Genomic DNA, 26,537 nt, shown 5'->3' with positions numbered 1-26,537 from the left:
AGCTGCGGAGGCTGCCATGGCAGAAGCGAAAATCCATGTGCCGACGATCGAGACGAAAAGCCCGGCACGCAGTTACAACCAGGAGCATCGGGCCCGCAAGCCAACCTCCGCCGGCCGGCGCGTCAGCGTTTACGTGTCGTGGAGTTTTCCGGGCGAGGCGAACCGCAATCTCGCCGAGCTGGACAATCGGTTCTCGACCATGACCGAAGTGCGCCGCGTGGAGTGGCCCGCATGGGAAGGTGCCGAGTGGTCGAGCCCACTCCTGTTTCAGCAAGGCATCGCGGGCGCGCTCGAACTGTTCTTTCGCGCCTGGATTCCATTCCAGCAACTCGTTGGAGAAGTGACAGGCCATGCCGTCCCCGTGTTTCAACGCGTGGACCAGGCCGGTTACCGGCTGCCGCTCGACGAACGCGTGCTGGGAGATGCCGATACATTGTTTATATTCGGCCTCGACCACAACCTGACACAACAAGATGCTTCGGCGGAAGAGATCGAGGCGCTACGCCAATGGCTCAGCCGCGAGGGAACGTGCCTCGTGCTCGGTCCGCATCACGATGTGGGGGCGTCGGAAGACCGCAACGAGCGAGAAATGGAATATGCCCACCACGGCGATGCTCTGGTGCCACGAGAGCAGCGTTTCGGCAGGTACACGCGCTCGTTGATGCAGGGCCTGGGCGTGCCGGTCGAGAACCGATATGGATTGCGACCGGGCGTCATTGAAGGCACGAGGCAGATCGCTCCGCTCACTATCAATCGCGATCTAGACACGCGAGGTTGGCTCGAAGGCGTCACGAACTTCAGCTTCCACAAACATCTGCCTCACTATGAAGTGACTGCCAATGACGCGAACGCCGTGCGCGTGCTCGCGCGGCAACCTATCGACCTGTCCAAGCCGCATCCCTTCACGGCAGCCGGCAACCGCGAGTTCAACACGCTCGTATGGATGCCACCCGCGGGCAGCCGCGCCGGAGAAATACTCGTCGTCGACTCAACTGTTTTCAGCACGCTGTTCGGGGCGGATGACAGCGTGAAGTCCTTCTGGAAAAACCTGGTCAGGGCGCGCGAGTGCTGACGAGCGACGTCATCGTGATTGGCGCAGGCCCCTCCGGCGTGCTCGCTGCGCTACGTGCGGCGGAGCTCGGCGCACGGACGACGCTCATCACCCGCGGCGAGTTCGGCGGCATGGCCGCAAACGATGGGCCGGTGCCGGTACGAACTCTCGCCCAGGCCGCCCGCCTGTTGCGCGGAGCTCGCGTACTCGATCGATTCGGAATATCTACCAGCGCACCTGTGCTCGACTACTCACGTTTGCTCGAGCGCGTGCGCACGGTTGTCGAAGAAGCCCGCCGCCATTCGTCATTTCGCAGCGATATCGATCGCCTTGGCGTTACGCTCGTCGAGCAAGCCGGCGATGCGCGCTTTGTCGATGCTCATACAGTTGAAACGCAGAGTGGCCTGCGGATGCAGGCGGAAAAGATCATCCTGTGTGCCGGCGGAACGAACCGGCGCCTGTCCGTTCCTGGCGCCGAGCTGACCGCCACGCACAGCGACGCATGGACCTTGAGCGAAGTCCCGCAATCGATCCTGGTCATCGGCGCAGGCATGACCGGCGCTCAGGTCGCTTCGATTTTCCACGCCTTCGGCTCACAGATCGCTTTGTTTCAGCGAGCGTCGCGCATTCTTCCAAGCGAGGACGAGGATGTTTCGATCGCTGTGGCCAATGCTTTCCGAGAGTCAGGCATGGTTGTGCGGGAAGGCTTTGGCGAGATCGATTCGTTCGAACGAGTCAGCGGCGGCATCCAGATGAATTTTTCGCGCGGCGCCGAGAAGGAAAGCGTGCAAGCCCAGTTGGTTGTCGTGACGATCGGCTGGGTCGCCGACGTTCGCGGGTTGAATCTACCGGCGGCCGGCGTCCAGACCGACGCTCGAGGCTATGTCGCGGTCGATGACTGTCAGCGAACATCCACTTCGCACATCTTTGCCGCGGGCGATATTACGGGACGTTGGATGCTGGTCCCTCAAGCGATACAAGACGGCTGGGTCGCCGCCACGAACGCCGTTCGAGACACATCAGAATCGTTGGACAACGTCGTGTGTCCCACAGGTGGTTTTACAGATCCGGAGTACGCGAGCGTCGGCTTGACGGAAACCAAGGCCCGCGAGACTCACGATATCGTCTCGGCGGTGGTGCGCTTCGACACAACGACACGAACCATCGTCGACGACCGCACCGAGGGGTTCTGCAAATTGCTCGTCGAGCGCGGCACTCGACAGATTCTCGGCTGTCACGTCGTCGGCGAGCGGGCCGTGGAAATCGTTCAGATAGTGGCTATCGCCATGTCGAGCGACCTGCGAGTCGATGAGCTCGTTCGGATTCCGCTGTCGTTCCCTACCTATACCGGCATCCTCGTGCGCGCCGCGTATCGCGCCATCGATCAGTTCGGGCTACCTGTGCCGCCTCGCTGCTAGAGATTGCCAATCAGCCCGGCAGTGACATTGATGGCAAAGCCCAGAATGGCAACGTTGAAAAAGAACGAGAGCACGCTGTGCACGATCAGCACCTTGCGGATTGGCCCCGGCGTCGTCGAAACATCCGCCGTCTGGCAGGCCGCGGCAATCGTGAATGAAAAATACGCGAAGTCCCAGAACGCCGGCGTTTGCGTGTCTGGAAACCGCAGCGGCCGGGCGTCCGGCGCGGTGCTGTAGAACATATCCGCGTAGTGCAGAGTGAACATCGTGGGAATGAGCATCCATGCATTGATCACGGTGCCTGCGGCGAGCGCGAGACGCAGGGATTTTTCTGTCGGGCTGACCTGATCGATCATCGAGAGAAAAGCGACGATGGAGACCATGGCCAGGAGGGCGGCAAGGACACTGATGATCAGGATCACTGGCGCCGTCTCATCCTCTTCCTGATAACGCTCGCTGATCTGCGCGGCGCTCAGGCGGGTCATGAACCGGAACACCAGCGTGAGGAACATCAGCACGCCGACATTCCAGCTCACCAGAACGCGAGTGATCGTTGCCCAATGGGCCGGCAGCAGAAAGAAAAGGACACTCGCCGCGCCGGTGGAGAACAGCAGCCGGGCGTGGCGGGCAACGAGTTTGGTCATTTGATGAGCGGAGCATCAAAGGCGACCGCTCTAGTCTACCTCAACGGAAGTCGCACCCACGTCTTGTGCCAGCTCACAAATCCTGCAGCTCCGGCCAGGTAACATCGCCGAGGAACTTCGGAATCTCGATCAGGACTCCTGCCTCGAGCCAACCCTGCCACGTCCTTTTGGCTCCTTGTTGAAGCGCCCGACGAGAACGAGCGGCCTGCGATTCGGCGTGGATGGCGCGTGCCCCACCCATTCTCCCCAAAACTCGTCACGCTTCTCGTGCCGCCATCGAAACCAATCGATACTGCCGTGAAGCTTGAACAGGTTTACACCCTTGGCCGACGGAGCCACACAGACCCTGCGCGTCCCGTCTTCTTGAGGGACTATCATGTCGTGGACAGCTATTCCGGCCGCTTTAAAGGCGGCCTCAATCAAACAATCGTTGTTGAGCGACAAGATCGGGGTCGCCCGCTCAGGGTTCGCCGCGCTAGCCGCACTTCGGGACCGCCAAATGAGTGACACAGACTCTCGATGAAGGGAGTCAGGGCCGGGTTATCCCGCTCGCGGTTCAGGCCTTCGTAGACCTGGATGGCGAGGTACGCGAGGTCCTCGTAGTTGGCCAGGCGCACCACAAGGCAGGGACACGCCCGCACCGAGCAGAAACCCAAGGGCTTGGCTCTTCATGCGCGCGTGTTCCTTCCTCTAATGCGTGCCCTCAATAAACAATCCGCTCCGGCACCCAGCCGCCCTGCATTCCGGCCGAATGGATGCTGCCGTCATGAAACACACAGAAGATGCGCTTTTGCACGTCGTTCTGTCGCAGCGAGCGCAGGTCGCAAGGCGATTTGGGCAACGTGCTCAACAGGCTCCAGGTCTTGCCGCCATCGGTGGTCGCGTGCACTTCCATGTCCGGCGCGGCGAACGCGGAGGTGGGCGTGCGAACGGCGAGACCTTCGGTGGGGTTGAAGAACGCGACGAAGTGAGCCCTGCCTGGATCCTTGAATGCCGACCAGCTCGCGCCTTCATCGGTGGAAAACTGATCCGACTTCATGTTCACGAGCACCGATCCGGTGTTGTTCGCGATCGGTTGTAACGCCGCCTTCTTCGCTAACGAAGTCCACGTCGCGGTCGCGCTGTCATAGGTGTGCGATTCGACCCCGGCGATGCCGACGAAATATTTCGTCTTGGTGCCCGCCGAGGTCGCGAAGAACGGCCTGACCACAAAACCGGAAACGGCTTCGGCTTGGCTCATGGTCTTTACGGGCGTCGTCGTATCGATCTCGGCGAGCGATTTGCCGCTGTGAACGTTCGTCAAAAGATCCTTGCCCTGTTGCACTCGAGTCGTGACCCACCACGTGCCATCGGCCCACTGGTGCAGATCCAGCACTCGAGTCGTGGGCGTAAATCGACTCGCGGGCACAAACTTGCCGCCGGCACTTTCCTGTCGCAGCAGCCGCCCATCCTCGGTGCCGATTGCCAGCGTGTCATCGGGCAACAGACTCAGCGCCGAGATTTCAACGGACAGCCCCGAATCGATATGACTCCAGGTGCCATCCGGCGCGCGTCGCTGCACCTGGCCCAGGCCGGAACCGAAATACATCGTTCCATCCGCCGCCACCGCCGGCTCACTGAGCATGGTGGTCGCCGTCTTGGCGATGGCGAGATAGTCGGCCGCCGTCTTCGCCTCTTGCCACCGAGCCTGGGCCTTCAGTCGATTTCCTTTCTCGATGCCCGCGTTGATCGCATCGACCACCATGCCCAACCCTGAGTCCGTGTCGCCGTAGGTGAAGGGTTGCGCCGCCCAGGTCGCGACGCCGGGCCAGCGGGTCACCGCGCCGGATGCAGCCGCCACTTCATCGGGAAAATAGGTCCGCACCAGCTCATCCACCGGCGAAGGATCGTCGACCGGCAGGAGCACCGCTTTACCGCCACCCGTCGGCTGCACGACCAGCAAGCCGAGATCGGTCACCCCGCCCGATGTGACCTCGAACGTCGGGATCGAGGCGTCGAGCTTGGATTCGGTAGTCATCGCGCCGTTGATCGAGCCCAGCCCCGTGAGCTGATATTTGCCGGCCGGCAGACGCTTCGCGAAATAAAACGTCGTCTGTTTGGTGCCCAGCCCGCTCATCGCCGGCTCCATCTCAAACGTCACCGACGAATTCTTCGGACCGCCCTTCGCACTCAGGGAGTTGAACCGCAGGAAGTACACGTTGATCCACGACATGTTGTGAGCCAGCCGCCCCACCACCAGGCCAGGCGCCGCCTGCTCGGCTGTCGGCTGCTCCTTCGCTTGGACGGCACCGGCGCCCGAGGTGATACACAACACGCCGACCGCGAGCGCGGCCGCCATCCGCTTCAGACATTTCCGTTGCAACAACATTTGATTCCGCCGATGTTAGTTATTGTCGATCCGGCGTCGGGCCGAATCTGGCGGCGAACATTGGCAGCTCTGGCGTTGGTCGTCAAATCAGCGCGACCCGCGCTCACCCGAGCGAAATATCACATCCGCTTCCTTGCGGCCATTCCGCCCGCCCGAGACCGTGCATGCGATTTCCCCGACTGACTTCCCAATCCAGCGTCTGGCCGCCCATCGACTACGAGTTGATCGATCTCAAAAACGCGGCCTGTTGCTACTGCCGCCCCTGCTGCTCATGGCAAAACGCTCAACGCTCGTCAACGATAAGGTTGCGACGTGTTTCAGGTTGCTCGGACGCAAGCCGGTGGCGGAGCAAACATCGTCGCTAGTCACCGAGCCGCGCGTCCTTGACCGGATTCTTCAGCCACTCGAGCACGTCGCGAGCCAAGGCGTTCTGACAGCGATAGAGCACCGCGCACGACGACATGAAGCCGGCCCCAATGCCGCCCATGGAGTTGCGGCGGGCGTTGAAACTACCGATCTCCGTGCCGTTGTCGAACAGCCGGCCTCTGATAGCAACCAGCTTGGCGTGCCCTCTCCAGGCGTTGCCCTGTGAAAGCGCATTGGCGGTTTCCACGACCAGCACCTTACCTGACTTTGCGGCCACCGCTTCCTCGTTCGTCACCAAGCTCACTCCGGCTTTGGCGGCCTGCTCCAGCAACGCTTTCATCTGCGATTGCGGCAGCCCGCATTCATCCAGGATGTTCTGGGCGATCATCGAGGTGTCCACGTAGGGCGCGGTCGTGCTGATGGCAATCGCTCCGCCGTCAAGTGCTGGAGTGGCAGCTGCGGACGTGGCGGCAGTTTCGGCTGCTGGCGTTTCCTCGGCCACTGCAATCTTTGTCATTGCCAACGTCGCAACAACAATCGCCACTGCTCTCATGTTCATCACCATCTCCGTGGGGCAAAGCTTCCGTGGACTTTAGCATTCACGCCGGGTTGAAGTCTTAACGACTAGTCGTCAGCCGAGCGCGATTGGCTGCGATTCTTTGGAATCCAACGCTGGACCACCCCAGCTCAAACTCCACCCGCCTGCGGACTGCGCTCGTCGTTTGTTACCTTGCGCTTGCGTCCATCCATTCCACTGCGGCATTCATCCTCGCTTGGTTCTCCAAGGGCGATGCCGGCGCGTTTCTACTCACAGGTGTTCTTACCGCCGCCTGGGCAGCAGTCGTTGCGACGACAAGAACGGTAACGATGCGCGACCTTTCGCTCTTCCGCAGAATTCGCGGCAGTGGTGAGTAGGCGCGCAATCCTGCCACTGAATGGCAACTTTTCTGACTTGCCAACTATATTTTTGAAACGTCATTTCTCGCCTTGATCCCCGGCCGCCGACTCAATACTGTACATCCGAACAGTACGCGTAATTGTTCGGCCCGGCGGGACCCGCACACCGCCACACATTGATCAGCATTTTTTCACGGAGGACTCTCAAGGTGAAAAGCATCGTTACGAAACATTGGTATCTGCCGGTCAGCAATGGCCGCAGATACTCCGAAGGATTGCCGGGAGGCGGCAACAACGTGGGAGAGGTCGGATCCTTTGCCAATCTGGATCTATCGACATATCCCGTTTATTCCATCGACATGGCACTGAACGACTATCAAATATTTGCGTCGGTGCCTGCGCCCGATTCGGGCACCAGCACTCACAACGCAACCGGCTGGCCGCTCGGCGGCGGCGCGTTCTCGCGCATGACACCGCCGACCGTCGACGATCAGGGCCGAGGCATCATGCTTCCCGATCTGTGGCGTAATGCGACGCTCGCCATTCAAGAGCTCAACTTGCGCTGGGAATGGCGTGCCAGCGATAACTTCGCGTCGTTCACAGACAGCACTGGACCTAAATTCCTGATCGCGCACGCGCCCGCGGCGTTGAGCACGACGACGCCTGGTGCCCTTGCCCGGCCCATGCTCTACCTCACGCAATCCGTCGGTAACGCCGATCCAGCGATGTACGGTCGCGCCAATACCTTGGGGATGGCTCCCGCAATGGGCACCGTCGCCGGCTATGGCGATGAGGTGTACGCGGACTCGATGCCGCCGTTGTCGAACTGGATCGCCAGCTATTTGCAGTGGTACTTCACCAGTGACGGTGACACTGGAACGTTTGGCGGTCGACCGCTCATCGAGTGCAACGAAGTTGTGACATTCGAAGTGCGTTTGATTTCCAAGTCCACCACCGCCTACCCGCGGGGCTTGATTGCGTATCGTCTGTATCGTGAAAACGGCGAAACCTACGAGCAAGGCATTCCGTGGGATCTGGATACCAACGTGCCGCTCGGACAGTACTTCCAGGAAATCCAGCAATTCGGCTGCGGTTATTGGAATCAAGCACCGGGCGGTTCGCACTACATGGACGTTGGCGGCTACATCACAGTCGCCCGTGATTTCGGCGGCTGGCTCGGTCGGAGGTCTTTCTAATGGTTACTCAAGTTGCAGCGTCTTCCGATTCGGGAGATTCGAATGTCGCCGGCGCGACGCACACCGTGCCGTCAGGCTCGGACCTGGCGTCGTACTTGTTCTTTTTCAGAAGGGGCGCGACGTCCATCAGCTCGGTGAACAGCTTCGGCGGCGTGACGCCGGTGCGCATCGACGATGACACTTATCCGGACATCGCCGTCTACCGCGCGCTCAATCCAGCGCCTGGCGCGACGGCGGCAACAGCGAACCTCAGCGGCTCGACTAACTGGAGCGCGCATGTGATCACGCTTTCAGGCGTGGATCAGAGCGATCCGGAAGGTACGCTGGTTTATGACACGAGCTCCGAACAGACTTGGGTTCGGGCGACTGCCGCGTCGGCGGTGGACGATCTGTGCATCGCGTTCGGTCTGGTAGTGTCGCAAGACATTGCCGCCTCGTATGGCGCAACCCTCTCCACGGAAGAAGAGGCCATTGAAGGTGGTTACGTCAGCACAGCGGTGGCTTTTGAAGCAGGCGCGGCGTCCGTCGAGTTGGGCTTCAGCACGTCTGAATCGTTTGGTGACAACCTCATCATTGCAGTGCCAGTGCACAAGGTTCCGCCTGCGGTGCCCGTCATCAGCAATGTGAATGTCACCAATGCGCTGAGCTCCACGCAGGTGGGCAATGTGATCAACGGTACATTGCTCGCGGGCGCGGCGGTTCAGATCACTCAAGGCACGACCACGGTGAGCCAGAGCGTCACCGCGACAACGCCTTCGAGCGCATCGTTCACGACGGTGTTCGATGCTCCTCACTTGCGTTACGGCGCGGCGACGCTTCGAGCGATCAATGCGGAGGGGCCGTCCGAGCCTGTGTCGGTCAACATCACTCCGCCCACGGGTCGCAGCTTCGTGAATTTGACGTCGCTGTACTCTCAGGCGAACGGGCGCATCACTGCGATCCCCGACCTCGCCGTGGGCGATCAGTTGGAGATCAGCAATGTGGTCGGCGGCACGATCGCGGATGTCACGGTCAACAGCAATGGCACATTCAATGTGGACGATGCAGTGACGGCATTCACTGTCCGTGCCTGGTCGGCGAACGACAGCATGTGGGGTCCGTACGCTGTTCAACAGGTATCGAACGTGTAACGAGGAGAATGGGTCCCGGCCGATCCGGGCCGGGACCCACGTATCTCTTTCAACGAAGCACGGGCTCCATTGGCCTGCTGTACTCATCCAGGCGAAATGAGAACCGCATTTGGTAGTGAACACCAGGGCATGAGGTACGCACGACCATCCCCCTGACGTGCCGCAAGGCCGCCTCATCGAGCAGCTTGAACCCGGAGCTTGCAGCAATCGCGATCTCTTTGGGACGGCCCTCGCGCTCGGGCACCGAGAAGGAAACATACACGGGCGCCTGCTCGGCCTTTCTTCTAGAACTGGGCGGATAGTCGATTGGCGGCGCCTTCACAACGGAATAGTTGCAACCGTTGGGAACGTTCCACGGCAACGGCGGCTGCCGGATCCGGCAATCCGCGATAGCACTTTCGAAATCCCCATCGGCCGCGCATACGCTCAAACCGAGCTGGCGCCCGCGCGGCTCCACGACGGCGATGTTCTCGTAGGCCTGTTTTCGATTGGTGGCAAGCGATATCGAACAATCGAGCGTTTCGTCCGACTCATTCTCCACGACGACGGTGAAACTCAATGAAGGCGCGTCCATGCTCACACACCATGGCGTCGCTCCACCTCGCAGCACCTGGTATCTCCAGACCCCCGACCGCAGCGGCTGGTCGGCGGAAACCAGCAACTTTTCCCGACCGTCGGACGCGGCCGGCACCGACTGCGCGTGCGACGGCAGCACGCATGCAAACCATCCCACGAGAGATAACAGACCAACCGCCTTCAGCGCGCGAACTCCGCGGCACGGCTTTGGATAGGCATGCGCATCCATGTCAGCTCCAGTGGCAACAAAGTCCGTGTTCCCGGCGAAACATGCAGCTGCACTTATTCGACACTACAGAACAGAGCCTCATCGGTTTTCTGGCGGCCAATATTGCAGCCGACCTCAACCAGCTCATTCGCTTCAACAGCAATCCAATCCAGCCTTGCCGTCAGTGTATCCGCAGATACTTTGGAAGTAGGAGGTTCAAAGATCCAGTCAGGCACGGTCGCGGAGCGTAAATCGGATGGCTTTACCAGCTCCATCGCTAAGAGCCGATTTCTTAGCAGCAACAGGTCGAGCGCGGCACCCTTCTGCGCAACGTCCGCCCGGAACAAATAGGCCGCATGATCGATAGGGCGATCCCCAGCTGGCCGCTCCAGGAGATCCAGACCGCTGTTAGAGCGCTCTATCAGTGCAGACCACCGCCCACTATCGATAGCCAGATTCGTCGGATCCTCTTCAAACTCCTGTTGCACCCTGGACTTTTCATCCTTTGCTACCGTTTGTAACGACAAGGCAAGCGCAAACAAGACGACGATAGTTGAGCCGAGCTTCGCATTCATAGACCTCTCCCTGTATTTCCTTAATCTTGGCTCAGACCCCGTTTCGAGGTCCAGGATGTCGGTACTCGGCGATCACAGCCTCAAGCCCGACCGATGCCCCCCCGTTTCTCGAGGGAACATTTGCCGACCCCGTGATACCTCTTAGTACCCCGGTCCTCTCACTCCCTCCCAACCCACAGTACCCATCTGGATTGTTCGCTAGGCACTGCTGGTGAGAGTAGCCCCTGATGAGGATTCTCACAGGGACATCATAGCGCTACACCTTTAGCTACTGCTGAGCCGCCCGACGCCCGGTCGATGCGACGATCATTCCCGTAGACCAATGTAGGAGCTCTTCCCTGTGACCACAGTGCTAGCATTGCTTGCAGTCCCACATTTCCGGCGCTAGCATTGCTGTCATAGGGTATAAGCGGAGATTGATATGGCTCAGTTGATGGTCCGAAATCTGCCTGAAGATTTGGTGGCCGCGCTAAAACAGCGCGCAGCCAAACACAATCGCAGTGCCGAACAGGAACACCGCGAGATATTGCGCGCGGCTCTGCGCGGCCCACGCCGCCGTCACCTCGGAGAGGTACTCGCGGCCATACCGAATGTCGGGAAAGACCAGGATTTCGCACGGGAACAGATTGATCAGCGAGACTGAGCGTGTATTTGGTCGATACCGACGTTATCAGCGAGGCTCGCAAAGGCGACAAGGCAAATGCGGGCGTTCGTGCATTCTTTAGGGATGCCGCCCGCGACAACACCGCACTGTATCTCTCGGCGATCACCGTCGGCGAGTTGCGCCAAGGCGTAGAGAGAATCCGCCATCGTGGCGATAAGCCTCAAGCTGCGCGCCTGGAACGCTGGCTAAACCGAATCATCAGCGACTACGCTGACTCGATTCTGCCATTCGATCAGGAGACCGCGCAGGTCTGGGGGCGTTTGCGAGTACCCAATCCGGAGAATCCTCTCGATAAGCAGATCGCTGCCACGGCACTCATTTTTGGTCTCGTAGTAGTGACCCGCAATAGCGCCCACTACGCTCCAACGGGCGTGCAACTCGTGAACCCCTTCACCTGAGACGGGTTCGCAACGAAGCTGTTGCAGAACGGCATGACACTGAAGGCTCTCAAGGAACCGCTCAGCCACAAGGACATAAAACGACCATGCGCTATGGTCATCTTGAAGCATCTGACGCGTCGTCAGAAGCAGTGCGAATCCTCAATGAGCAGAACACCGCCCGTCGGAAGGTGAAGGAGGCGGCCTGAGATTTCAGGCTGCATTGCTTCAACTAGCAACTACGCTAACAGCTCCTCAAAGCTGATCGAGTTACCGCCATGTTCGCGAACCACTGTCGCAAGATCGCGGTCATTAGTTACAAGCGTGAGCCCGCGTTTGATTGCAGTAACACCGATCAAAACGTCACGCACATTGTTATCCTTATTGTTGTTACGCTTACTCAGGCTGGTCAGTACTTTATCGTAGAGCCCATCCGCGCCGCCCCACTCCGCCGCACCAAATTCTGAGACGTCCCACACAGCGGCGGCAGTAGGGACACTTTCTTGTTCGATCGCCTCGAACACCGACAACAGACTCGTCAATCGATCCGAGTTCTTTGTAGCCTGCAGTTCATTTACTTGTACGTGGGTGATGCAAAGATGGCCGCGGCCCGAAAGGGTCTTTGGATCAATACCCTTGTCTAAGGCACGGTTGAACGCATTCGTATCCAACATAAACGCCGGCATAGTTTTATGGCTCAATGAGCAATCTGTTTGTGTTAGTCGGGTTCGCATCAATGCTCTATCGCGTGATCCTCGCATTCTGATCATTCTTCAAATCCCGGAATGAGCGGCATGCCGAAACACTTGCACCCATCGTCATGCCCAGGCCAAGTTCTTCTGCCATTGATGGTGAGCCCCTGGTTGATAGCATATACCCTCCCGTCGGCAGCTCTGTGAGCCGCGTCCTGCCGAAGATCATCCTGCGATGGCGCTCTAGGATCTGCCATGCAGGGCGCGCGAGAATACATCCATCGAGCGCGAGTAATTCCGTTCTCGACTTGGCGCTCCCGGTCGGTCATTTCCTTGATTCTGGCCCCAACGTACCTAGCTATGTGTGCTGCCCGCCGTTTCGTCATGTCGGGGCACACAGTCGCTATACCGGTCGAGAACAAATGCAAATCTCCTCCCGCAGCAACCGCGCGCAAAGCAATGTCGTAGAACTCGTCGAAATTGCGCTCGTTCACTTCAGGCAGTGCTTGAATGGTGGATTCAAGCTCGGCCAACACTGTATGTGTGAGTCGCGACGTATCGAAACGAACAGTAGAAATTTGCATGACGCAGAATGCCGCTCGTTGGACGGTTAAAAGGCGGCTCTAAGCGCTCGGCCGCCCCGTTCATTCTTCGAAAGAGATTTCGGTTAGGGTGGTCGAGCCTTCAGCGCTGACGACCATCAGCTCCGCTTTGTGAACGTCGCGTTGCGGCGAGAAAGCCTGTGAAGGATCGTACCATCGATACCTCAGCTGAAACGTCCGGCCGTCATGCAGCGCTCGGTAAGTTCCAAGGTTCCATCTCGCCTCTCCGGCAACCGCTAAGAACTGATATAGCACCAGATAGCTTCGCAAGGCGCTATCACTTGCGATTGCCCTAAAGTCGGTTTCGATTTGCAGGTGACCATCCTCGTCTAACGCTTTCGCCGGATACTATCCCTCAGCCGAAACCACCGTGGTTTCACCGCACAAATATGCAGCTCAAACGACCACTAGACATTCTCGGGAATTTCAAACCCTACCCCACACCCCCCAATCCCACAGTACCCATCCGGATTCTTCGCCAGGTACTGCTGATGGTAATCCTCCGCATAATAAAACTCCGGCGCATCCAACACCTCAGTCGTGATCTTGCCGTGCCCCGCCTTGGTCAACCGCTCCTGATACGCAGCCAAAGTCTTCTCCGCAGCCGCCTTCTGCTCGGCGTCGTAGACATAGATGCCGGAGCGGTACTGCGTGCCGACGTCATTGCCCTGTCTCATGCCCTGCGTCGGGTCGTGAGATTCCCAGAAGGTCTTCAGCAATGTTTCATAGCTGACCTTGTTCGGGTCGTAGACGACGCGGACGACTTCGTTGTGAGCGGTGTAGCCGGAGCACACTTCTTCGTAAGTCGGGTTCGGCGTGACGCCGGCGGCGTAGCCGACGGAGGTGCTGTAAACGCCGGGGATCTGCCAGAACTTGCGTTCGGCGCCCCAGAAGCAGCCCAGGCCGAACAACGCCAGCTTCAGTCCGGCCGGGAATGGCGGGACGATGCGGTTGCCGTTCACGAAGTGCTTTTCGGGCACGCGTAAGGCGGTGGGGCGGCCGGGGAGGATGTCGGCGGCGTCTGGCAGGACGGCTTTCTTGCGGAACGAGTACATACGCACCTCGGGGCAGCGGAATAGCGCTATGTTGCATGGGTTTCGGGGAGCGGTATAGATGCGGCCCGGGACGGCCAAAACAAGCGGCGGTTCAGGATGTCGGAACCCGGCGAGCTCGTGCGTCCTTGACTCAGAAGCGCACCAGCGAGAGGGATTCATGACGCAAAAAGGCCTTGTCAAATCGGGACTCGACCGCATGCATCAGGTGCTGTCCGGGCACATCGAGCGCGGCCAGATGCCAGGAATGGTAGCGCTGGTCAGTCGCCACGACGACGTTCACGTGGAAGTGCTCGGCAACCTGCACGCCGACCGTAACGAGCGCATGCCGCGAGACGCGATTTTCCGAATCGCGTCGATCACGAAGCCGGTGGCCGCGGTCGCTGTCATGATCCTGATTGAAGAGTGCAAGCTGCGCCTGGACGATTCGATCGAGCCGTGGATACCGGAACTGGCGAACCGGCGCGTGTTGAAATCGATCGCATCCCAACTCGACGACACCGTGCCCGCGCGCCGGGCCATCACCGTTCGCGACGTGCTGTCGTATCGGATGGGCTTCGGCAGCGTGATGGCCATGCCGGACACCTACCCCATTCAGAAGCACATCCGGGAATATCGACTCGGGGGCGACGGCCCGCCACATCCGGCGAAAGCGCCGACCACGAATGAATGGATCCAACGCCTCGGCTCGTTGCCACTGATGGCGCAGCCCGGCGAGAAATGGTTGTACAACACTAGCGGCGACGTGCTCGGCATTCTGGTTGAACGGGTCTCGGGAAAACCGTTCGGCACATTCCTGCGCGAACGCATCTTCGAGCCGCTTGGCATGAAAGACACGGCGTTCAACGTGCCGGCCAGCGAATTCCATCGCATGCCGACCAGTTACACATTCAATCACGCGACAAACAAACTGGACGTCTACGATCCCGCCGGCCCCGAGAGCTCATGGGCGCCGCCGCCACCGTTCGAATCCGGCGCCGGCGGGCTGGTCTCGACGATCGATGATTTCTTCGCTTTCACTCGAATGATGCTCAACAAAGGCCGCTTCGGTCGCGAGCAAGTCCTATCGCGCGCCAGCGTCGAGTTGATGACGTCAGACCAACTCACACCGCCACAGCGAGAAGGTGCCGAACTGTTCTTCGGCAGCCATTCGAGCTGGGGTCTGGGAATGGGCGTCAACATCCATCGCGAAGAGATCTATCAGACACCGGGACGCTTCGGCTGGGATGGCGGCACCGGGACGTCCGCCTGGGTGGACCCGGCCGAAGGGTTGATTGGCATCCTGCTGACTCAGCGCCTGATGGACTCGCCCGAGCCGCCCAGAGTGTTTACTGATTTCTGGACGCAGGCGTATTCGGCGCTGGAGTAGGCAGACGCGCGACCATCTGCACTTCCACCAGGCCGCGCGGTGCTAACAAACCATTGGTGCCGACCGCCGTCCACGCGGGGTACGGCGCTTTGACGTAGTCAGCGGCGACTTCATAGAACGCGTCCCAATGCTGATCGCGCGTGCCGGTGAAGTTGGGGCTGTCCCAGACGTGGAAGCTGTTGACCATGACCACATCGGCGAAGCTGGCGCCGGCCGCTGCAAGGTTCGTCTTGATTCGCTCGAAGCCACGACGAACCTGCGCTTTGAACGCAGCGACATCGGTACCTTCCTTCTCGCGCGGCCCCATGACCACGCCAGATAAATAGAGCATGTTGTCGACGCGACGAACCGCCGAGTAACGATACTCATCGTAACCCGCCTTCTCGACGGCCGACGACAGGACGACTGCGCCATTGGGCGCCGGGATCACGACAGGCCACTGGGCCTCGGCAGCATGGGCAGCACTGGCGACAAACAAAGCCATTGCGACGGCGGCTCGGAACATGGAAGCTCTCCTCTCGATTGAAAATGTGAGATATCGGCCTGCAATGGACCGGCATGCTATGACATTCATTGGGGCGCTCGTCGCGCCGGGCTAACGTTTCGTCTCAGCCTCAGGCGTAACTCGATTCGATCTGCAGTCGGAGAGGAGCCCTCTGAATCGTTACAAAGAGCCGCACCCCTCGCCTACAGGAAACCAGCCTCATCATGCAACTGCCCATTGTGCTTAGTTTGTTTGTATTCGCGCTCACCTCACTCAGCTCCGCCGAAACCGGGCCCGCCCGGATGCGTGCGCTCCTGATGACTGGCTACGGAGGACCGGAAGTCATGAAGGTCGGCGAAGTGGCCGTCCCCACGCCAGCGAGCGGCGAAGTTCGTATCCGCACTCACGCCGCGGCCGTCAATCCAATCGATTGGAAGATTCGCACCGGCAAGCTGCAACGAAACTATGGCGTGACGCTGCCATACATCCCGGGCCGCGATGTGGCAGGAACCATCGACGCGATGGGTCCGGGCGTGACCGATTGGAAGGTCGGCGACAGCGTCGTCGCCGTGACGAGCGGCGGCACGTTGGCGGAGTATGTGATTGCGCCAGCGGAGAACGTCGCACGCAAGCCGAATAAACTCACATTCGAGGAAGCCGCCGGCATTCCGACAGCATCGCTCGCCGCCTGGCGCACGCTCATCACCAACGGCGACATCAAGAAAGGTCAGCGCGTTCTGATTCACGGCGGCGCCGGTGGCGTCGGCAGCACTGCCGTGCAACTCGCTCACTGGCGTGGCGCCCATGTGATCGCCACCGCCTCGCAAAGCAATCACGCCTATTTGAAATCGATCGGTGCCGACGAAGTCATCGACTACCGCACCACTCGTTTCGAAGACGTGGCGAAGAACATGGACGTCGTGCTCGACACCGTCGGTGGAGAAACATTGCAACGATCGCCCGCCGTGCTACGCGAAGGCGGCACGTTACTAACCATCGTCGGCATGCCGCCGGCGCAAGCATGCAGCGAACGTAAACTCCGCTGCCCCACGCCGAGCACGGCGACGAGTGAACAGCCGGGCGAAGAACTAACAAAGCTCGGTCAGCTGTTCGACAGTGGCGCGCTGAAGATGTACGTGGAAGCCGTGTTTCCGCTGGAGCAGGCAGCCAAGGCGCTGGAGTTGAGCGAGACCGGGCGGGCGCGCGGCAAGATCGTCGTGCGAGTGCTCAACTAACAGACGCCCAAAAGAAAAAAGCTCCAGCAGGAATTCCTGCTGGAGCTTCAAACAGTCGGAATCACGCGGCCGCCGCCCCCATGCCACCCATGAAGGTCAGCGAGTCGGCAGCGCGACGGCATTCACGCGGCGTCACGCCATGGAAACGTCGCAGCGCGCGGAACAACGTCGAGCGGGAGTCGAAGCCGACCACCTTCACGATGTCTTCCACCGCCATCTCGCTTCCACGCAACAGCCGTCCAGCCACCGTCGTGCGCTTACGCTGCAAGTACTCGTGCGGCGTCACGTCGTGGATGTGCTTGAACAGCCGCAGGAAGTGATGGCGTGACAGGAACGCAGCCTTGGCCATGTCACCCAGCATCAACGGCTTGTCGAAGTTGGAATGAATGAAATCGGTCGCCAGCGACACCCGGCGCAGAATCTCACGACGCGTGGCCGCGCGACGCACCGGCACGCCCCGGGCCCGCTGCAACACGTCCCGATGTCGGGACAGCATGCGCTCGAGCAGGAACGCGAACTGTTCCTCGAACCACAGCGGATCGTTCAAGCCCATCTCGCAATGACGACGAATGAACAGCAGCACCGGCGTGACACCACGATCGTGTGTCTGCAGGTGGGGAATGAAAGGCAGCGTCGCGGACGCCTGCACTTCACCCTCATCCAGCAGCCGATCGTCGGCGGTCAGCATGGAGCCGAGCACTTCTTCGGGCATGCCTCGGCGGAACAGTACGGTCAACACATTCACTGGCTCGGCGCCACGAATCCGGACCGTGGCCGGACCGGCGGGGATCGGCAACCAGGTGTCGTCATCGACTGCGATGCGCCGGTTGTCCAGCGTGACTTCCTGTCGCCCGCCCCATGCGCTTAGCAGCGCGAAGCGTTCACCATCCAACGTGTAATCGGCGACCTGCGTGTGCAGGCTCACCACGGTATTTTCGGAGCTGGGCTGTCGCGCCAACGCCGCACTCAGATCACCACTCACCATCTCATGGGTTCGACGGAGAATCATCCCGTTACCCCTCCCCGTTGCTTAGCAGTCAACACCGGCCGCAACACCGGCCTCACTGGAATTCGCCCCCGCCCTCGCGACGTACGCGGCAGACTCCACCCTAAAAGCTGACACATCCTGGAAATCGGCTGAGTTCCTACCATTTCCGCGCCGTTTGGCGCCGGCTACAAGCGCTTTACGATGATCTGATTGCGGCATGCGGCGAAAGGTTGCAGTGGTCCCCTAACTTCAGTCAGGCCGGGGATGAATTACGCAATGCATGAGACAAGGTCGCGCATGATCGGCTCTCGGATCGCAGGATGAGTTGATAACCATCGCTACTAAAAGTTGCAGGTACGCCACGAAGTTGGCGCATTCACCCGGCCTCCAGCCTAAAGACGAGTGGACCACCGCCGGGGAGACACGGTGATTAAAAAGAATTCACGGCGCGGTCGTGATCATTGCGGCTGGTCGGGGATAGGGCGCTCCGGGTAAAATCGCGCCCGCTTAGAACTTGTCCAAATCCTAGACTCCGTCTCAACGCCCCATGCCCATCGCACACGAGCACAACCTCGCGCGCCCCGTGCCGCGCGACTGCCAGTTCGGTATCCGAGTCAAATTGCGCTCCACCGACCCCTTCAAGAATCTGGTCGGCGGCGATTGGACGCGCGAGCACTGGTACGCCACGCGCGACGAGCGCGACCGCATGCTCAAGGAAATGAGCGGCCGTTATGTATATTTCCGCCCGGGCGACCGCCCGACCCTGGAATTCGAGAAGGTCGACCGTTAACTCAGGGTTTTAGAACGTACGCCCGAGGAACAGATAGAACGCCTTCTGATGTTCCTCGGCGTCGTAGCCCGTCGCGAGATAGACGGGCCCGAGCGGCGAGTCCACGCCGAAGAACACACTGAAGTTCTTCCGCAAGTCCCCGAAACTGGCGTCCGCGCTGTCGAGCCAGGTGTTGCCGGCCTCAAATGACAGACCTGCGTACGCCGGAAAGTTGAGCACTCCGGCGCCACCGCGCCCCACGCGACGCTGATAAATGAGTCGCCCGATCCCATAGTGCGGCCCGGCCAGATAGCCCGGCGGCAGACCGGACAGATTCAGGAAGCCGCCCAGCGAGTAAAAGTTTTCCGGTCGCGCCAGCTGCGCGTCGGCGGTCGTCCCGCCCTCCAGCCAGAAAATCAGGGTGTGCCGATCGAACGAGCGCGCCACCAGCCACGAAGTCTCGAACGCATTCAAATTCTCTTCCGAGCCGATGCTCTCGCGCTCACCCCGCCACTGGAATTCGAACTGCTGGCCATGGCGCGGGAAGAAAATGCTGTCGAGTCGATCGTACGAGAAGCGCGCGAAATAGCCGCCGCGATCGAACTCGGCGACGGGCAGCGTCGGGTCGCCAATCAGCACCCGCGACCGCCCGGTGCCCCGTCGCATGCCGAAGCGCACTTCGCCCCAGTTCGATATCTCACGACCGACGTCCAGGCCGCCTTGTAAGGTCCGCACGCGGTACTCCGCGAGCAGATCTTTTCGATCCTCACCGAGTTGGAAAACGCTGCGCTCTTCGAAATCGATGCTGGGCGCGATGAAGTAGCGGCTCGCCAGCGACAGCGGTTGATACAGCTCGGTGAACAGCTTGGGGTTATCGCCGATCTGAATGTCGGTGAGCCATTCGGCGCCGAGCGGATTGAGCTCGGTGGCAATGAAACGCATGGCCGCGTTGTAGCGGCTGGTGCCCTCGAAGTTGTCTTCCAGGTTCAAGCCGAAGCGCACGTAATTCGGCCCCCAGCTCTTGCGCTTCAAGTCCAGCTCGAGCCCGGCGCGCCCGTCCTCTTCGATCAAGTTGTAGTCGATGGACTCGAAGCGATCGAGCGCATACAGCGACGACAATCGGCTGCGCACCTGATCGGCATCCATGGCCTTGCCGACCAGATTGCTCATGGTCGCCTTCACCAGCGCGTCGTATTCCATCGAGCGCGGATCGGCGCGCACGAATTGAATGGTCGGCAGGCTGGCATCGCGCGGATTGCGGGTGGCCAGATAAGTCACATAGTCATCCGGGCTCAGCGCGAGCTTCTGTAATGCTGCCGTCTGTTCCCGCGCTCCAATCTCGCCGGCGCGCAATGCCTCGCGCACACGCGCAAACTCCGCCGAAGCGAACCGACCCAGCGGCGGCTCGATCACGATGTCATTCGGCCCGAGCAACGCGCGCTGCTCGCGCGTGCGCCCACGAATCAAAATCGCGAAGGCCTGGTTGGTAACCTCGATGGGCGAGGTCAATTCCTCGCTGGCGTACAAAGGAAAACTCACATCGACGACGATCAGCACGTCGACCTTCATCGCGCGAGCAATCGCGACCGGCAGGTTTTCCGTGAGCCCGCCGTCGACCAGCAACTTGCCGTCGCGCTCAACCGGCGCAAACACACCCGGTGCCGACATGCTGGCGCGCATCGCCGTGACCAGATCGCCCGAATCCATGATGACCGCTTCGCCGGTTTCCAGATCCGTGGCCACCGCGCGAAACGGAATGGGCAGGCGATCGAAATGCTGAACGGCCGCGACCGGCAGCGACGCGCTTCGCAACACCTGCTCCAGCTTCTGGCCTTGGACCAGGCCGCGCGGCAAGACGAAACCTTTGTCGGTCACACCGAGCGCATAACGCACCAGGAATTCGCGATCGTCCTGCTTGCGGCGGTACCCGAGCTCCTCGCGCGGCGGACGGTCCTTGAACGCATCTTCCCAATTCACCGAGCGCAGCAGCTTTTCGATATCCGCGACCGGCATGCCCGACGCATACAAACCGCCGACCACCGCGCCCATGCTGGTACCGGCGATGGCGTCGATGGGAATGCGCAATTCGTCGAGCACTTTGAGCACACCGACGTGGGCCGCGCCCCGCGCGCCCCCGCCACTTAGCACTAGACCGACACGCGGTCGTGCCTGCTCAGCGGTTTCGGCCAGCACGGGTGAGATCGACGACGCGCCGACGACCAGCGCGACGAACATCGCAAACAACGACGCCGGGAAACGTCGCGCGCGGCATGCGGGGTGGGCCTTCATCGTCGAAATTATAAGACAGAGCTTGTGACGCCGAACCTTGGTCGCTAGGCTTTTTACATGACATTCGCCTGTCGCCGGTCGGCCACGCTGCTATGGATCGCCCTGATCGCCGCTCAGGCGGCGGCCGCGCCTCCGCATCGGCGGCTCAACGATGACGACGCTCAATGGCAAGCCTACGGCGGCGATGCCGGCGGCACTCGTCACGCAGCCTCACGGCAAATCACCTCCGACAACGTCGATCAGCTGGAAATCGCCTGGACCTATCGCACCGGCGAGCTCGGCGTCGGTTTCTTACGCGCCGACAAGTTGTCGTTCGAAGCGACGCCGATTCTGGTCGACGACACGCTCTATCTGAGCACGCCGACCGACATCGTGATCGCACTCGACGCCGCCACCGGCAAGTTTCGCTGGCGGCACGATCCTAAGACGCCGCGCCATTTGAGCTATTCGGAAGCGACGTCCCGCGGTGTTTCGTGGTGGACCGATGAGTCGGCCGACCCGACCACACGCTGTGCCCAGCGCATTTTCATCGGCACGTTGGATGCGAGATTGATCGCGCTCGACGCTCGCGACGGCGGACCGTGTATGGATTTCGGCAGTAACGGCAGTGTCGATCTCGCTGCCGGCGCGAGACCGACCGAGCGAGGTCAATATTTAGTCACCTCGCCGCCGGCCGTGTATCGCGACCTGATCATCACGGGCTCGGCGATTGGTGACAATCGAGGGGTCGAGCTGGAACGAGGCATCGTGCGCGCCTTCGATGCTCGCACTGGCGTACAGCGCTGGTCATGGGACCCGATTCCCAACACGAGCACAGAAGCGACGACGCGCGGCTGGACGGAGGAGTCCGCTCGACGCACCGGTGGCGCGAATGCGTGGTCGATGCTGTCGGTCGATGCGGGTCGCGGCTTGATCTTCGTGCCGACCGGCTCGGCCAGCCCCGATTTTTTCGGTGGCGAGCGTCCCGGCTTGAACAACTTCGCGAACTCGCTGGTGGCGTTGCGCGCCGAGACGGGCGAGCTGGTCTGGCATCGACAGCTCATTCATCACGACCTGTGGGACTACGATCTCGCCGCGCAGCCCATGCTCATCGACTTCGACCGCGACGGCAAATCCATTCCCGCGGTCGTGCAGGCCACCAAGACCGGCATGTTGTTCGTCTTCGATCGCGAGACCGGCGAGCCCGTGTTCGAGATCGTCGAGCGCCCCGTGCCCATTTCGAATGTGCCCGGTGAACTCGCATCGCCGACGCAGCCGTTTCCTGCGACTCCCACCTTGGTCTCGCACGCCGCGGTGACTCCGCAGGATGCGTGGGGCCTGACAGTGATCGATCGCGCCAAGTGTCGCGACCTCATCAGCAAATATCGCTCGGAAGGCTTGTTCACGCCGCCCAGCCTGCAAGGAACCATTCTTTCGCCCAGCTTTGTCGGCGGCGTGAACTGGGGCAGCCTCGCGTTCGATCATGAGCGCCAGCTCATCCTGGCCGCCGTCAATCATGTGCCGATGGTCGCGACGCTCGTACCGCGCGACCAGCTGAAACCCATGCGCGACTCCGGGAGTTATCCCGACTCTGACTTCGCCGAGCAAGCCGGCACGCCCTACGGAGTGCGTCGTGAAATGCTGGCGTCGCCGCTCGGACTGCCATGCACGGCTCCGCCCTGGGGGTCACTGGCGGCCGTCGATCTGCGGCGCAATGCCATTCTCTGGCAAGTGGTGCTCGGCTCGACCCGCGACCGCACGCCCTGGTTCGTGCCGTCGCGGACCATCGGCATGCCGAATATGGGGGGGCCAATGGTAACGGCGGGCGGACTGGTCTTTATCGGCGCGGCCACCGACAATTACCTGCGCGCCTTCGATATCCAGACGGGCCGGGAGCTGTGGAAAGGCCGTCTACCCGCGGGCGGCCAGGCAACCCCCATGAGCTACGAGCTTGGCGGGCGCCAATATGTAGTGATTGCCGCCGGCGGACATGGCAAGCTGAAAACCAAGCAGGGCGACTACGTCATCGCCTTCGCATTGCCTCCGGCGCGCTGACGACTTAAAACGTACAGGTTCATCATCATGCGTGCTTCGCGCTTCGGTTCCACTGCCCTGCTCGGTTGCACGGCACTTTTCATCACCACCGTGCAGGCTGCCGAGCGCGGCACCAACGGCCGGGTGGAAGAAGTCGTCGTCACCGGCACCCGCGAAGCCGAACAGTTGCGTGACTTCGCCGGCAGCATCTCGCTCGTGAAGGGCGATGACGTTACCGTCGTCGGCTCGACTCATCACAGCGAAATCATGAATCGTGCCCCGGGCACGATGATTCAGCGGAACAGCGGCGAGGAAAGTCTGACCGCGATCCGCTCGCCGGTGCTCAGCGGCCCCGGCTCGTGCGGCACGTTTTTGTTTCTCGAGAACAGCGTGCCCATCCGCCCCACCGGCTTCTGTAACGTCAACGAGTTGTTCGAGGTCAACAGCGAGCAGGCCAGCTCGATCGAAGTGCTGCGCGGACCGGCCGGTGTGATTTACGGCTCGGGCGCGATGCACGGTGCGATCAATGTGATTTCGGCGCAACCGGGTGAAATGCCGGCGCGGAGTATCGCGCTCGAAGGCGGTCCGGATGAGTATTACCGCGGCAAACTCGGCTTGAGTCACAAGAGCGATGCGACCGATGTCGGCGGGGTCGTCGTTGCTTCTCACGATGGCGGCTGGCGTGACAGCTCGGGCCTCGAAGAACAGAAGTTGAATGTCGGGCTCACGCATCGGCGCGGCGACGCGCAGATGGGGCTCGATCTCGCAGCCACCAACTTGAATCAGGAAACCGCGGGCTTCATTCAAGGCTTCAATGCCTATCGCAACGAAGCCATCGCAAAATCGAATCCCAATCCGGAAGCGTATCGCGATGCGTACGCCGTGCGGCTGACCGGCCGATATGAGCAACCGCTCAGCGAGAACATGCAGCTCGCCGTGCGCCCCTATGCTCGTTACTCACGCATGGATTTCCTGCAGCACTTCCTCATCGGCAAACCGCTCGAGGAGAACGGCCAGGAATCGGTCGGCGTGCTGACGGCGCTCGATTTCACCGCGTTCAACAACACGCGTTTTCTCACCGGCGTCGATATCGAGTTCGCGCAAGGCTTCCTGAAAGAAACACAGGCCGGGCCGGCAACGGACGGCGCACCCGCCGCGAATGCCATTCGCCCCGCCGGCAAACATTACGACTATCGGGTCGACAGTCGCGTCGCCGCCATTTACGGTCAAGTCGAACAACCGTTCGCCGAACGCTGGCGAGCCACGGGCGGCGTGCGCTACGAGTACGTCGATTACGAGTACGACAACCGCATGATCGACGGCAACACCGCCGAGAACGGCGCGACCTGTCCGGGCGGCTGCTTGTTCAACCGCCCCGCGGACCGCAGCGACGACTTCAACAATGTCACGGCGAAGCTGGGGCTCAGCTACGAGATCACTGACGATCACACGTTGTATCTCACTGCCACTCGCGGTTATCGCGCGCCCGACACCAGCGAGCTGTATCGATTGCAGCGTCAGCAATCGGTCGCGGATCTCGATTCAGAACGTCTGGATAGCATCGAGCTCGGCGCTCGCGGCTTCTTCGGGCCACTCAACTATTCACTGGCCGCGTTCACGATGGACAAAGACAACGTGATCTTCCGCGACTCGAACGGCTTCAACGTCAGCGACGGGCGCACCAAGCACGAAGGCGTGGAATATGAGTTCTCGTGGGCGGCGCTCGATACGGTGTCGCTGACCCTTGCCGGCACGTATGCGAAGCACACTTACGATTTCAATCGGGTGATCGAACAAGGCGAGACCATCGTCGCCGGCCGCGACATCGACACCGCGCCTCGTCACATCAACACCGCTCGCCTGAACTGGAATTTCGTGCCGTCGGCGACCGCGGAATTGGAATGGGTGGCGGTCGGCAAGTACTTTGTCGACGCCGCCAATGCCAACGAATACCCCGGTCACGACTTGTTGAATCTGCGCGTCAGCTGGCAAGCCACCGACAACTGGCGGACCATTCTTCGCCTCAACAATGTCACCGACCGCGCCTACGCCGATCGCGCCGACTTCGCCTTCGGCAACTATCGTTACTTCCCGGGCCGCGGCCGCACGCTGTTCGTCGAAGTGCGTTACGAGATGGAATAGTCGCCGAAGTTGAACAGGCGCGTCAGGTCGATACGGATATCCAGCGACGGCACGACTAACGGCCCGGGCGGTTGCACCAACGTTTGCTCCACGAACGCTCCGCCATGCGGAGCGCCGAAGCAGTTCAGCGTCTTTACGCCGACATCGATCAGCCACGCTTCACGTACGCCGTAAGCGGCATAGAGCGGCATTTTGACTTCCCGATCGTACAGCCAGGTGCTGTCGCTCACCTCGATGACCAGCAGCGTATCGCGTGCGGTCGGGTGGGCCTCGCTGTAACGATCGCGACGCGGACGAAGCAACATCAGATCGGGCTGAGGCTCACTGTGACGACTCAGCCGTAGCGGCGACTGTTCGAACACCACGGCCCGCTCGCCGACCGCCTTCACCAACTGCCGATGCAACCATGAGACCGTGGCCGCGTGCCGACATCCTATCGGGGGCATATCGCAAATCTCTCCTTCGATCAGCTCGGTTCGCGCATCCGGCGCGATCACACCGACTTCGGCCATGCGGTAGTACTGCTCGACCGAAAACCGGTACGGGCTGTGCCTGTTGTCGCTAACTGGGTTGGTAGCCATGTTGGAGAGACCTTATCAGCATCACCACGGCGTGAATCGATATTAGTGTTGGCGATTCGCCCAGAAAATCAACAACTATTCGGCCCGGAAAGGTGTAGGAGGGATTTTTCGTTCCGCGGCATTTCCGCGCATCCGCGTGCGCGGAAAACGCGCGCAAATAAAAAGGCCCGGCGGAGCCGGGCCTGAGAATTCACTGCGCAAACCGTGCGAACGTTCTAGTCGAACAAGCCGGTCAAATCGACGGAGACTTCGCCAACTGACTTCACGGGAACAGCGTCTGGATCGGTAATAGTCACGACCTCGGCAAACTCGCCGCCACGCGGATCGCGGAAGCAGTGGAGTTCTTTCTTGCGGAGATTGACGATCCAGAAATCGGAAATGCCGTGCCGCGCATACAAGGGCGCTTTGACTTCGCGGTCGTAACGCCACGTGCTATCGCTGACCTCGATCACCAATAATATTTCTTCAGGCGTCGGATGCGACCGACGATAGAAATCAGCACGCGGGCGCAACAACATCAGGTCGGGCTCTGGCGCGTTGTACTGATCGAGAACCAAGGTTCGCTGCGAAGAAACGATTGCCGCATCGCCAACAGCTTTCGTAAAGCGATGAATCAGCAAATCTCCGGTTCCGCCGTGTCGGCTTCCCATGGGCGGCATGTCAACGATCTCTCCATCGATCAGTTCCACTCGCGCGTCCGGCGCGAGCAAGCCCACTTCAGCCATGCGGTAATACTCATCGACGGTGAGTCGATGTTTCATCACCCCGCTGTCGGTCATGGCATTCATGGGTTGGTCCTCGATGGAGAAAGTACCGGGCTGTGAGCAGCCGCTCAGGGGCGATATTTCGGC

General features: G+C 60.7%; 23 protein-coding genes. 11 read left to right on the top strand and 12 right to left on the bottom strand.

Features of this window, described 5'->3' with window-relative positions:
• The first annotated feature begins 16 nt into the window (after window positions 1-16).
• Window positions 17-1,072 carry a hypothetical protein gene (locus ACFPN2_RS19275; protein ID WP_380599415.1) on the top strand — a complete coding sequence of 352 codons (1,056 nt, stop codon included), beginning with the start codon at window positions 17-19 and terminating at the stop codon, window positions 1,070-1,072.
• A complete protein-coding gene (locus ACFPN2_RS19270) occupies window positions 1,066-2,469 on the top strand; it encodes a dihydrolipoyl dehydrogenase family protein (protein WP_380599413.1) in 1,404 nt (467 codons plus the stop codon). The genes ACFPN2_RS19275 and ACFPN2_RS19270 overlap by 7 nt, the downstream gene beginning before the upstream one ends.
• Here ACFPN2_RS19270 and ACFPN2_RS19265 read toward each other — a convergent pair.
• The 3 genes from ACFPN2_RS19265 to ACFPN2_RS19255 all read right to left on the bottom strand — a co-directional run bounded on the left by ACFPN2_RS19265 (window position 2,466) and on the right by ACFPN2_RS19255 (window position 6,400).
• A complete protein-coding gene (locus ACFPN2_RS19265) occupies window positions 2,466-3,113 on the bottom strand; it encodes a DUF1345 domain-containing protein (RefSeq protein ID WP_380599411.1) in 648 nt (215 codons plus the stop codon). The two genes, ACFPN2_RS19270 and ACFPN2_RS19265, sit on opposite strands and share 4 nt — an antisense overlap.
• Before the next feature lie 703 nt (window positions 3,114-3,816).
• Window positions 3,817-5,481, bottom strand: coding sequence for a beta propeller repeat protein (locus ACFPN2_RS19260; protein WP_380599409.1), 1,665 nt, complete (start codon window positions 5,479-5,481; stop codon window positions 3,817-3,819).
• 361 nt (window positions 5,482-5,842) lie between these two features.
• The gene (locus tag ACFPN2_RS19255; protein WP_380599407.1) at window positions 5,843-6,400 is read right to left on the bottom strand and encodes a hypothetical protein; all 558 of its coding nucleotides are present in this window, start codon (window positions 6,398-6,400) and stop codon (window positions 5,843-5,845) included.
• Window positions 6,401-6,953: 553 nt separating this feature from the next.
• On the opposite strand from ACFPN2_RS19255, the gene ACFPN2_RS19250 reads away from it, so the two are divergent.
• Window positions 6,954-7,940, top strand: coding sequence for a hypothetical protein (locus ACFPN2_RS19250; protein WP_380599405.1), 987 nt, complete (start codon window positions 6,954-6,956; stop codon window positions 7,938-7,940).
• A complete protein-coding gene (locus ACFPN2_RS19245; RefSeq protein WP_380599403.1) occupies window positions 7,940-9,070 on the top strand; it encodes a hypothetical protein in 1,131 nt (376 codons plus the stop codon). The genes ACFPN2_RS19250 and ACFPN2_RS19245 overlap by 1 nt, the downstream gene beginning before the upstream one ends.
• A gap of 49 nt (window positions 9,071-9,119) precedes the next feature.
• On the opposite strand, the gene ACFPN2_RS19240 is transcribed toward ACFPN2_RS19245, so the two are convergent.
• Together ACFPN2_RS19240 and ACFPN2_RS19235 are read right to left on the bottom strand one after the other, a co-directional pair.
• Window positions 9,120-9,875, bottom strand: coding sequence for a TonB family protein (locus ACFPN2_RS19240; RefSeq protein ID WP_380599401.1), 756 nt, complete (start codon window positions 9,873-9,875; stop codon window positions 9,120-9,122).
• 53 nt (window positions 9,876-9,928) lie between these two features.
• On the bottom strand, window positions 9,929-10,429 hold the full coding sequence (locus ACFPN2_RS19235; protein ID WP_380599399.1) for a hypothetical protein: 501 nt from the start codon (window positions 10,427-10,429) through the stop codon (window positions 9,929-9,931).
• Window positions 10,430-10,850: 421 nt separating this feature from the next.
• Here ACFPN2_RS19235 and ACFPN2_RS19230 point away from each other — a divergent pair, with 421 nt between their 5' ends.
• Together ACFPN2_RS19230 and ACFPN2_RS19225 are read left to right on the top strand one after the other, a co-directional pair.
• Complete coding sequence (locus ACFPN2_RS19230; protein ID WP_380599397.1) at window positions 10,851-11,072, top strand: FitA-like ribbon-helix-helix domain-containing protein; 222 nt, start codon at window positions 10,851-10,853, stop codon at window positions 11,070-11,072.
• Between the two features lie 2 nt (window positions 11,073-11,074).
• On the top strand, window positions 11,075-11,491 hold the full coding sequence (locus ACFPN2_RS19225) for a type II toxin-antitoxin system VapC family toxin (protein WP_380599395.1): 417 nt from the start codon (window positions 11,075-11,077) through the stop codon (window positions 11,489-11,491).
• A 218-nt stretch (window positions 11,492-11,709) separates the two neighbouring features.
• On the opposite strand, the gene ACFPN2_RS19220 is transcribed toward ACFPN2_RS19225, so the two are convergent.
• Window positions 11,710-12,171 carry a type II toxin-antitoxin system VapC family toxin gene (locus ACFPN2_RS19220; RefSeq protein WP_380599393.1) on the bottom strand — a complete coding sequence of 154 codons (462 nt, stop codon included), beginning with the start codon at window positions 12,169-12,171 and terminating at the stop codon, window positions 11,710-11,712.
• Window positions 12,172-13,171: 1,000 nt separating this feature from the next.
• Complete coding sequence (gene msrA, locus ACFPN2_RS19215; RefSeq protein ID WP_380599391.1) at window positions 13,172-13,819, bottom strand: peptide-methionine (S)-S-oxide reductase MsrA; 648 nt, start codon at window positions 13,817-13,819, stop codon at window positions 13,172-13,174.
• Window positions 13,820-13,976: 157 nt separating this feature from the next.
• Here msrA and ACFPN2_RS19210 point away from each other — a divergent pair, with 157 nt between their 5' ends.
• Window positions 13,977-15,185 carry a serine hydrolase domain-containing protein gene (locus tag ACFPN2_RS19210; protein ID WP_380599389.1) on the top strand — a complete coding sequence of 403 codons (1,209 nt, stop codon included), beginning with the start codon at window positions 13,977-13,979 and terminating at the stop codon, window positions 15,183-15,185.
• Here the strand turns inward: ACFPN2_RS19210 and ACFPN2_RS19205 are convergent.
• Window positions 15,145-15,690 carry a Rid family hydrolase gene (locus ACFPN2_RS19205; protein WP_380599387.1) on the bottom strand — a complete coding sequence of 182 codons (546 nt, stop codon included), beginning with the start codon at window positions 15,688-15,690 and terminating at the stop codon, window positions 15,145-15,147. The genes ACFPN2_RS19210 and ACFPN2_RS19205 overlap by 41 nt on opposite strands.
• A 203-nt stretch (window positions 15,691-15,893) precedes the next feature.
• Between ACFPN2_RS19205 and ACFPN2_RS19200 the strand changes: the two genes are divergently transcribed.
• Window positions 15,894-16,904 carry an NADP-dependent oxidoreductase gene (locus ACFPN2_RS19200; RefSeq protein ID WP_380599385.1) on the top strand — a complete coding sequence of 337 codons (1,011 nt, stop codon included), beginning with the start codon at window positions 15,894-15,896 and terminating at the stop codon, window positions 16,902-16,904.
• Between the two features lie 61 nt (window positions 16,905-16,965).
• On the opposite strand, the gene ACFPN2_RS19195 is transcribed toward ACFPN2_RS19200, so the two are convergent.
• Complete coding sequence (locus ACFPN2_RS19195) at window positions 16,966-17,913, bottom strand: helix-turn-helix domain-containing protein (RefSeq protein WP_380599383.1); 948 nt, start codon at window positions 17,911-17,913, stop codon at window positions 16,966-16,968.
• Window positions 17,914-18,439: 526 nt separating this feature from the next.
• Between ACFPN2_RS19195 and ACFPN2_RS19190 the strand changes: the two genes are divergently transcribed.
• On the top strand, window positions 18,440-18,682 hold the full coding sequence (locus tag ACFPN2_RS19190; RefSeq protein WP_129776803.1) for a hypothetical protein: 243 nt from the start codon (window positions 18,440-18,442) through the stop codon (window positions 18,680-18,682).
• Window positions 18,683-18,691: 9 nt separating this feature from the next.
• On the opposite strand, the gene ACFPN2_RS19185 is transcribed toward ACFPN2_RS19190, so the two are convergent.
• Window positions 18,692-20,950 carry a patatin-like phospholipase family protein gene (locus ACFPN2_RS19185; protein ID WP_380599380.1) on the bottom strand — a complete coding sequence of 753 codons (2,259 nt, stop codon included), beginning with the start codon at window positions 20,948-20,950 and terminating at the stop codon, window positions 18,692-18,694.
• A 57-nt stretch (window positions 20,951-21,007) separates the two neighbouring features.
• Here ACFPN2_RS19185 and ACFPN2_RS19180 point away from each other — a divergent pair, with 57 nt between their 5' ends.
• Window positions 21,008-22,984, top strand: coding sequence for a pyrroloquinoline quinone-dependent dehydrogenase (locus ACFPN2_RS19180; protein ID WP_380599378.1), 1,977 nt, complete (start codon window positions 21,008-21,010; stop codon window positions 22,982-22,984).
• A gap of 27 nt (window positions 22,985-23,011) precedes the next feature.
• Complete coding sequence (locus ACFPN2_RS19175; protein ID WP_380599376.1) at window positions 23,012-25,105, top strand: TonB-dependent receptor; 2,094 nt, start codon at window positions 23,012-23,014, stop codon at window positions 25,103-25,105.
• Here the strand turns inward: ACFPN2_RS19175 and ACFPN2_RS19170 are convergent.
• Window positions 25,090-25,686, bottom strand: coding sequence for a Uma2 family endonuclease (locus tag ACFPN2_RS19170; protein ID WP_380599374.1), 597 nt, complete (start codon window positions 25,684-25,686; stop codon window positions 25,090-25,092). The two genes, ACFPN2_RS19175 and ACFPN2_RS19170, sit on opposite strands and share 16 nt — an antisense overlap.
• Window positions 25,687-25,901: 215 nt before the next feature.
• Window positions 25,902-26,474 (bottom strand): Uma2 family endonuclease, encoded by a 573-nt coding sequence (locus tag ACFPN2_RS19165; RefSeq protein ID WP_380599373.1) that lies wholly within the window; start codon window positions 26,472-26,474, stop codon window positions 25,902-25,904.
• Window positions 26,475-26,537 lie beyond the last annotated feature (63 nt).

The sequence above is a fragment of the Steroidobacter flavus genome, assembly GCF_042651805.1.
In the GTDB taxonomy this organism is placed as follows: Bacteria; Pseudomonadota; Gammaproteobacteria; order Steroidobacterales; family Steroidobacteraceae; genus Steroidobacter; species Steroidobacter flavus.
Note: the sequence above shows the minus strand (reverse complement) of the source record. Positions and strands in the feature narration are given on the sequence as shown.

Coding starts and splice junctions, on each gene's coding strand:
- ACFPN2_RS19260 (WP_380599409.1), bottom strand. CDS start 5,481: ATGTTGTTGCAACGGAAATGTCTGAAGCGGATGGCGGCCGCGCTCGCG.
- ACFPN2_RS19200 (WP_380599385.1), top strand. CDS start 15,894: ATGCAACTGCCCATTGTGCTTAGTTTGTTTGTATTCGCGCTCACCTCA.
- ACFPN2_RS19165 (WP_380599373.1), bottom strand. CDS start 26,474: ATGAATGCCATGACCGACAGCGGGGTGATGAAACATCGACTCACCGTC.
- ACFPN2_RS19210 (WP_380599389.1), top strand. CDS start 13,977: ATGACGCAAAAAGGCCTTGTCAAATCGGGACTCGACCGCATGCATCAG.
- ACFPN2_RS19185 (WP_380599380.1), bottom strand. CDS start 20,950: ATGAAGGCCCACCCCGCATGCCGCGCGCGACGTTTCCCGGCGTCGTTG.
- ACFPN2_RS19170 (WP_380599374.1), bottom strand. CDS start 25,686: ATGGCTACCAACCCAGTTAGCGACAACAGGCACAGCCCGTACCGGTTT.
- ACFPN2_RS19190 (WP_129776803.1), top strand. CDS start 18,440: ATGCCCATCGCACACGAGCACAACCTCGCGCGCCCCGTGCCGCGCGAC.
- msrA (WP_380599391.1), bottom strand. CDS start 13,819: ATGTACTCGTTCCGCAAGAAAGCCGTCCTGCCAGACGCCGCCGACATC.
- ACFPN2_RS19180 (WP_380599378.1), top strand. CDS start 21,008: ATGACATTCGCCTGTCGCCGGTCGGCCACGCTGCTATGGATCGCCCTG.
- ACFPN2_RS19275 (WP_380599415.1), top strand. CDS start 17: ATGGCAGAAGCGAAAATCCATGTGCCGACGATCGAGACGAAAAGCCCG.
- ACFPN2_RS19230 (WP_380599397.1), top strand. CDS start 10,851: ATGGCTCAGTTGATGGTCCGAAATCTGCCTGAAGATTTGGTGGCCGCG.
- ACFPN2_RS19245 (WP_380599403.1), top strand. CDS start 7,940: ATGGTTACTCAAGTTGCAGCGTCTTCCGATTCGGGAGATTCGAATGTC.
- ACFPN2_RS19255 (WP_380599407.1), bottom strand. CDS start 6,400: ATGAGAGCAGTGGCGATTGTTGTTGCGACGTTGGCAATGACAAAGATT.
- ACFPN2_RS19240 (WP_380599401.1), bottom strand. CDS start 9,875: ATGGATGCGCATGCCTATCCAAAGCCGTGCCGCGGAGTTCGCGCGCTG.
- ACFPN2_RS19205 (WP_380599387.1), bottom strand. CDS start 15,690: ATGTTCCGAGCCGCCGTCGCAATGGCTTTGTTTGTCGCCAGTGCTGCC.
- ACFPN2_RS19175 (WP_380599376.1), top strand. CDS start 23,012: ATGCGTGCTTCGCGCTTCGGTTCCACTGCCCTGCTCGGTTGCACGGCA.
- ACFPN2_RS19235 (WP_380599399.1), bottom strand. CDS start 10,429: ATGAATGCGAAGCTCGGCTCAACTATCGTCGTCTTGTTTGCGCTTGCC.
- ACFPN2_RS19265 (WP_380599411.1), bottom strand. CDS start 3,113: ATGACCAAACTCGTTGCCCGCCACGCCCGGCTGCTGTTCTCCACCGGC.
- ACFPN2_RS19195 (WP_380599383.1), bottom strand. CDS start 17,913: ATGATTCTCCGTCGAACCCATGAGATGGTGAGTGGTGATCTGAGTGCG.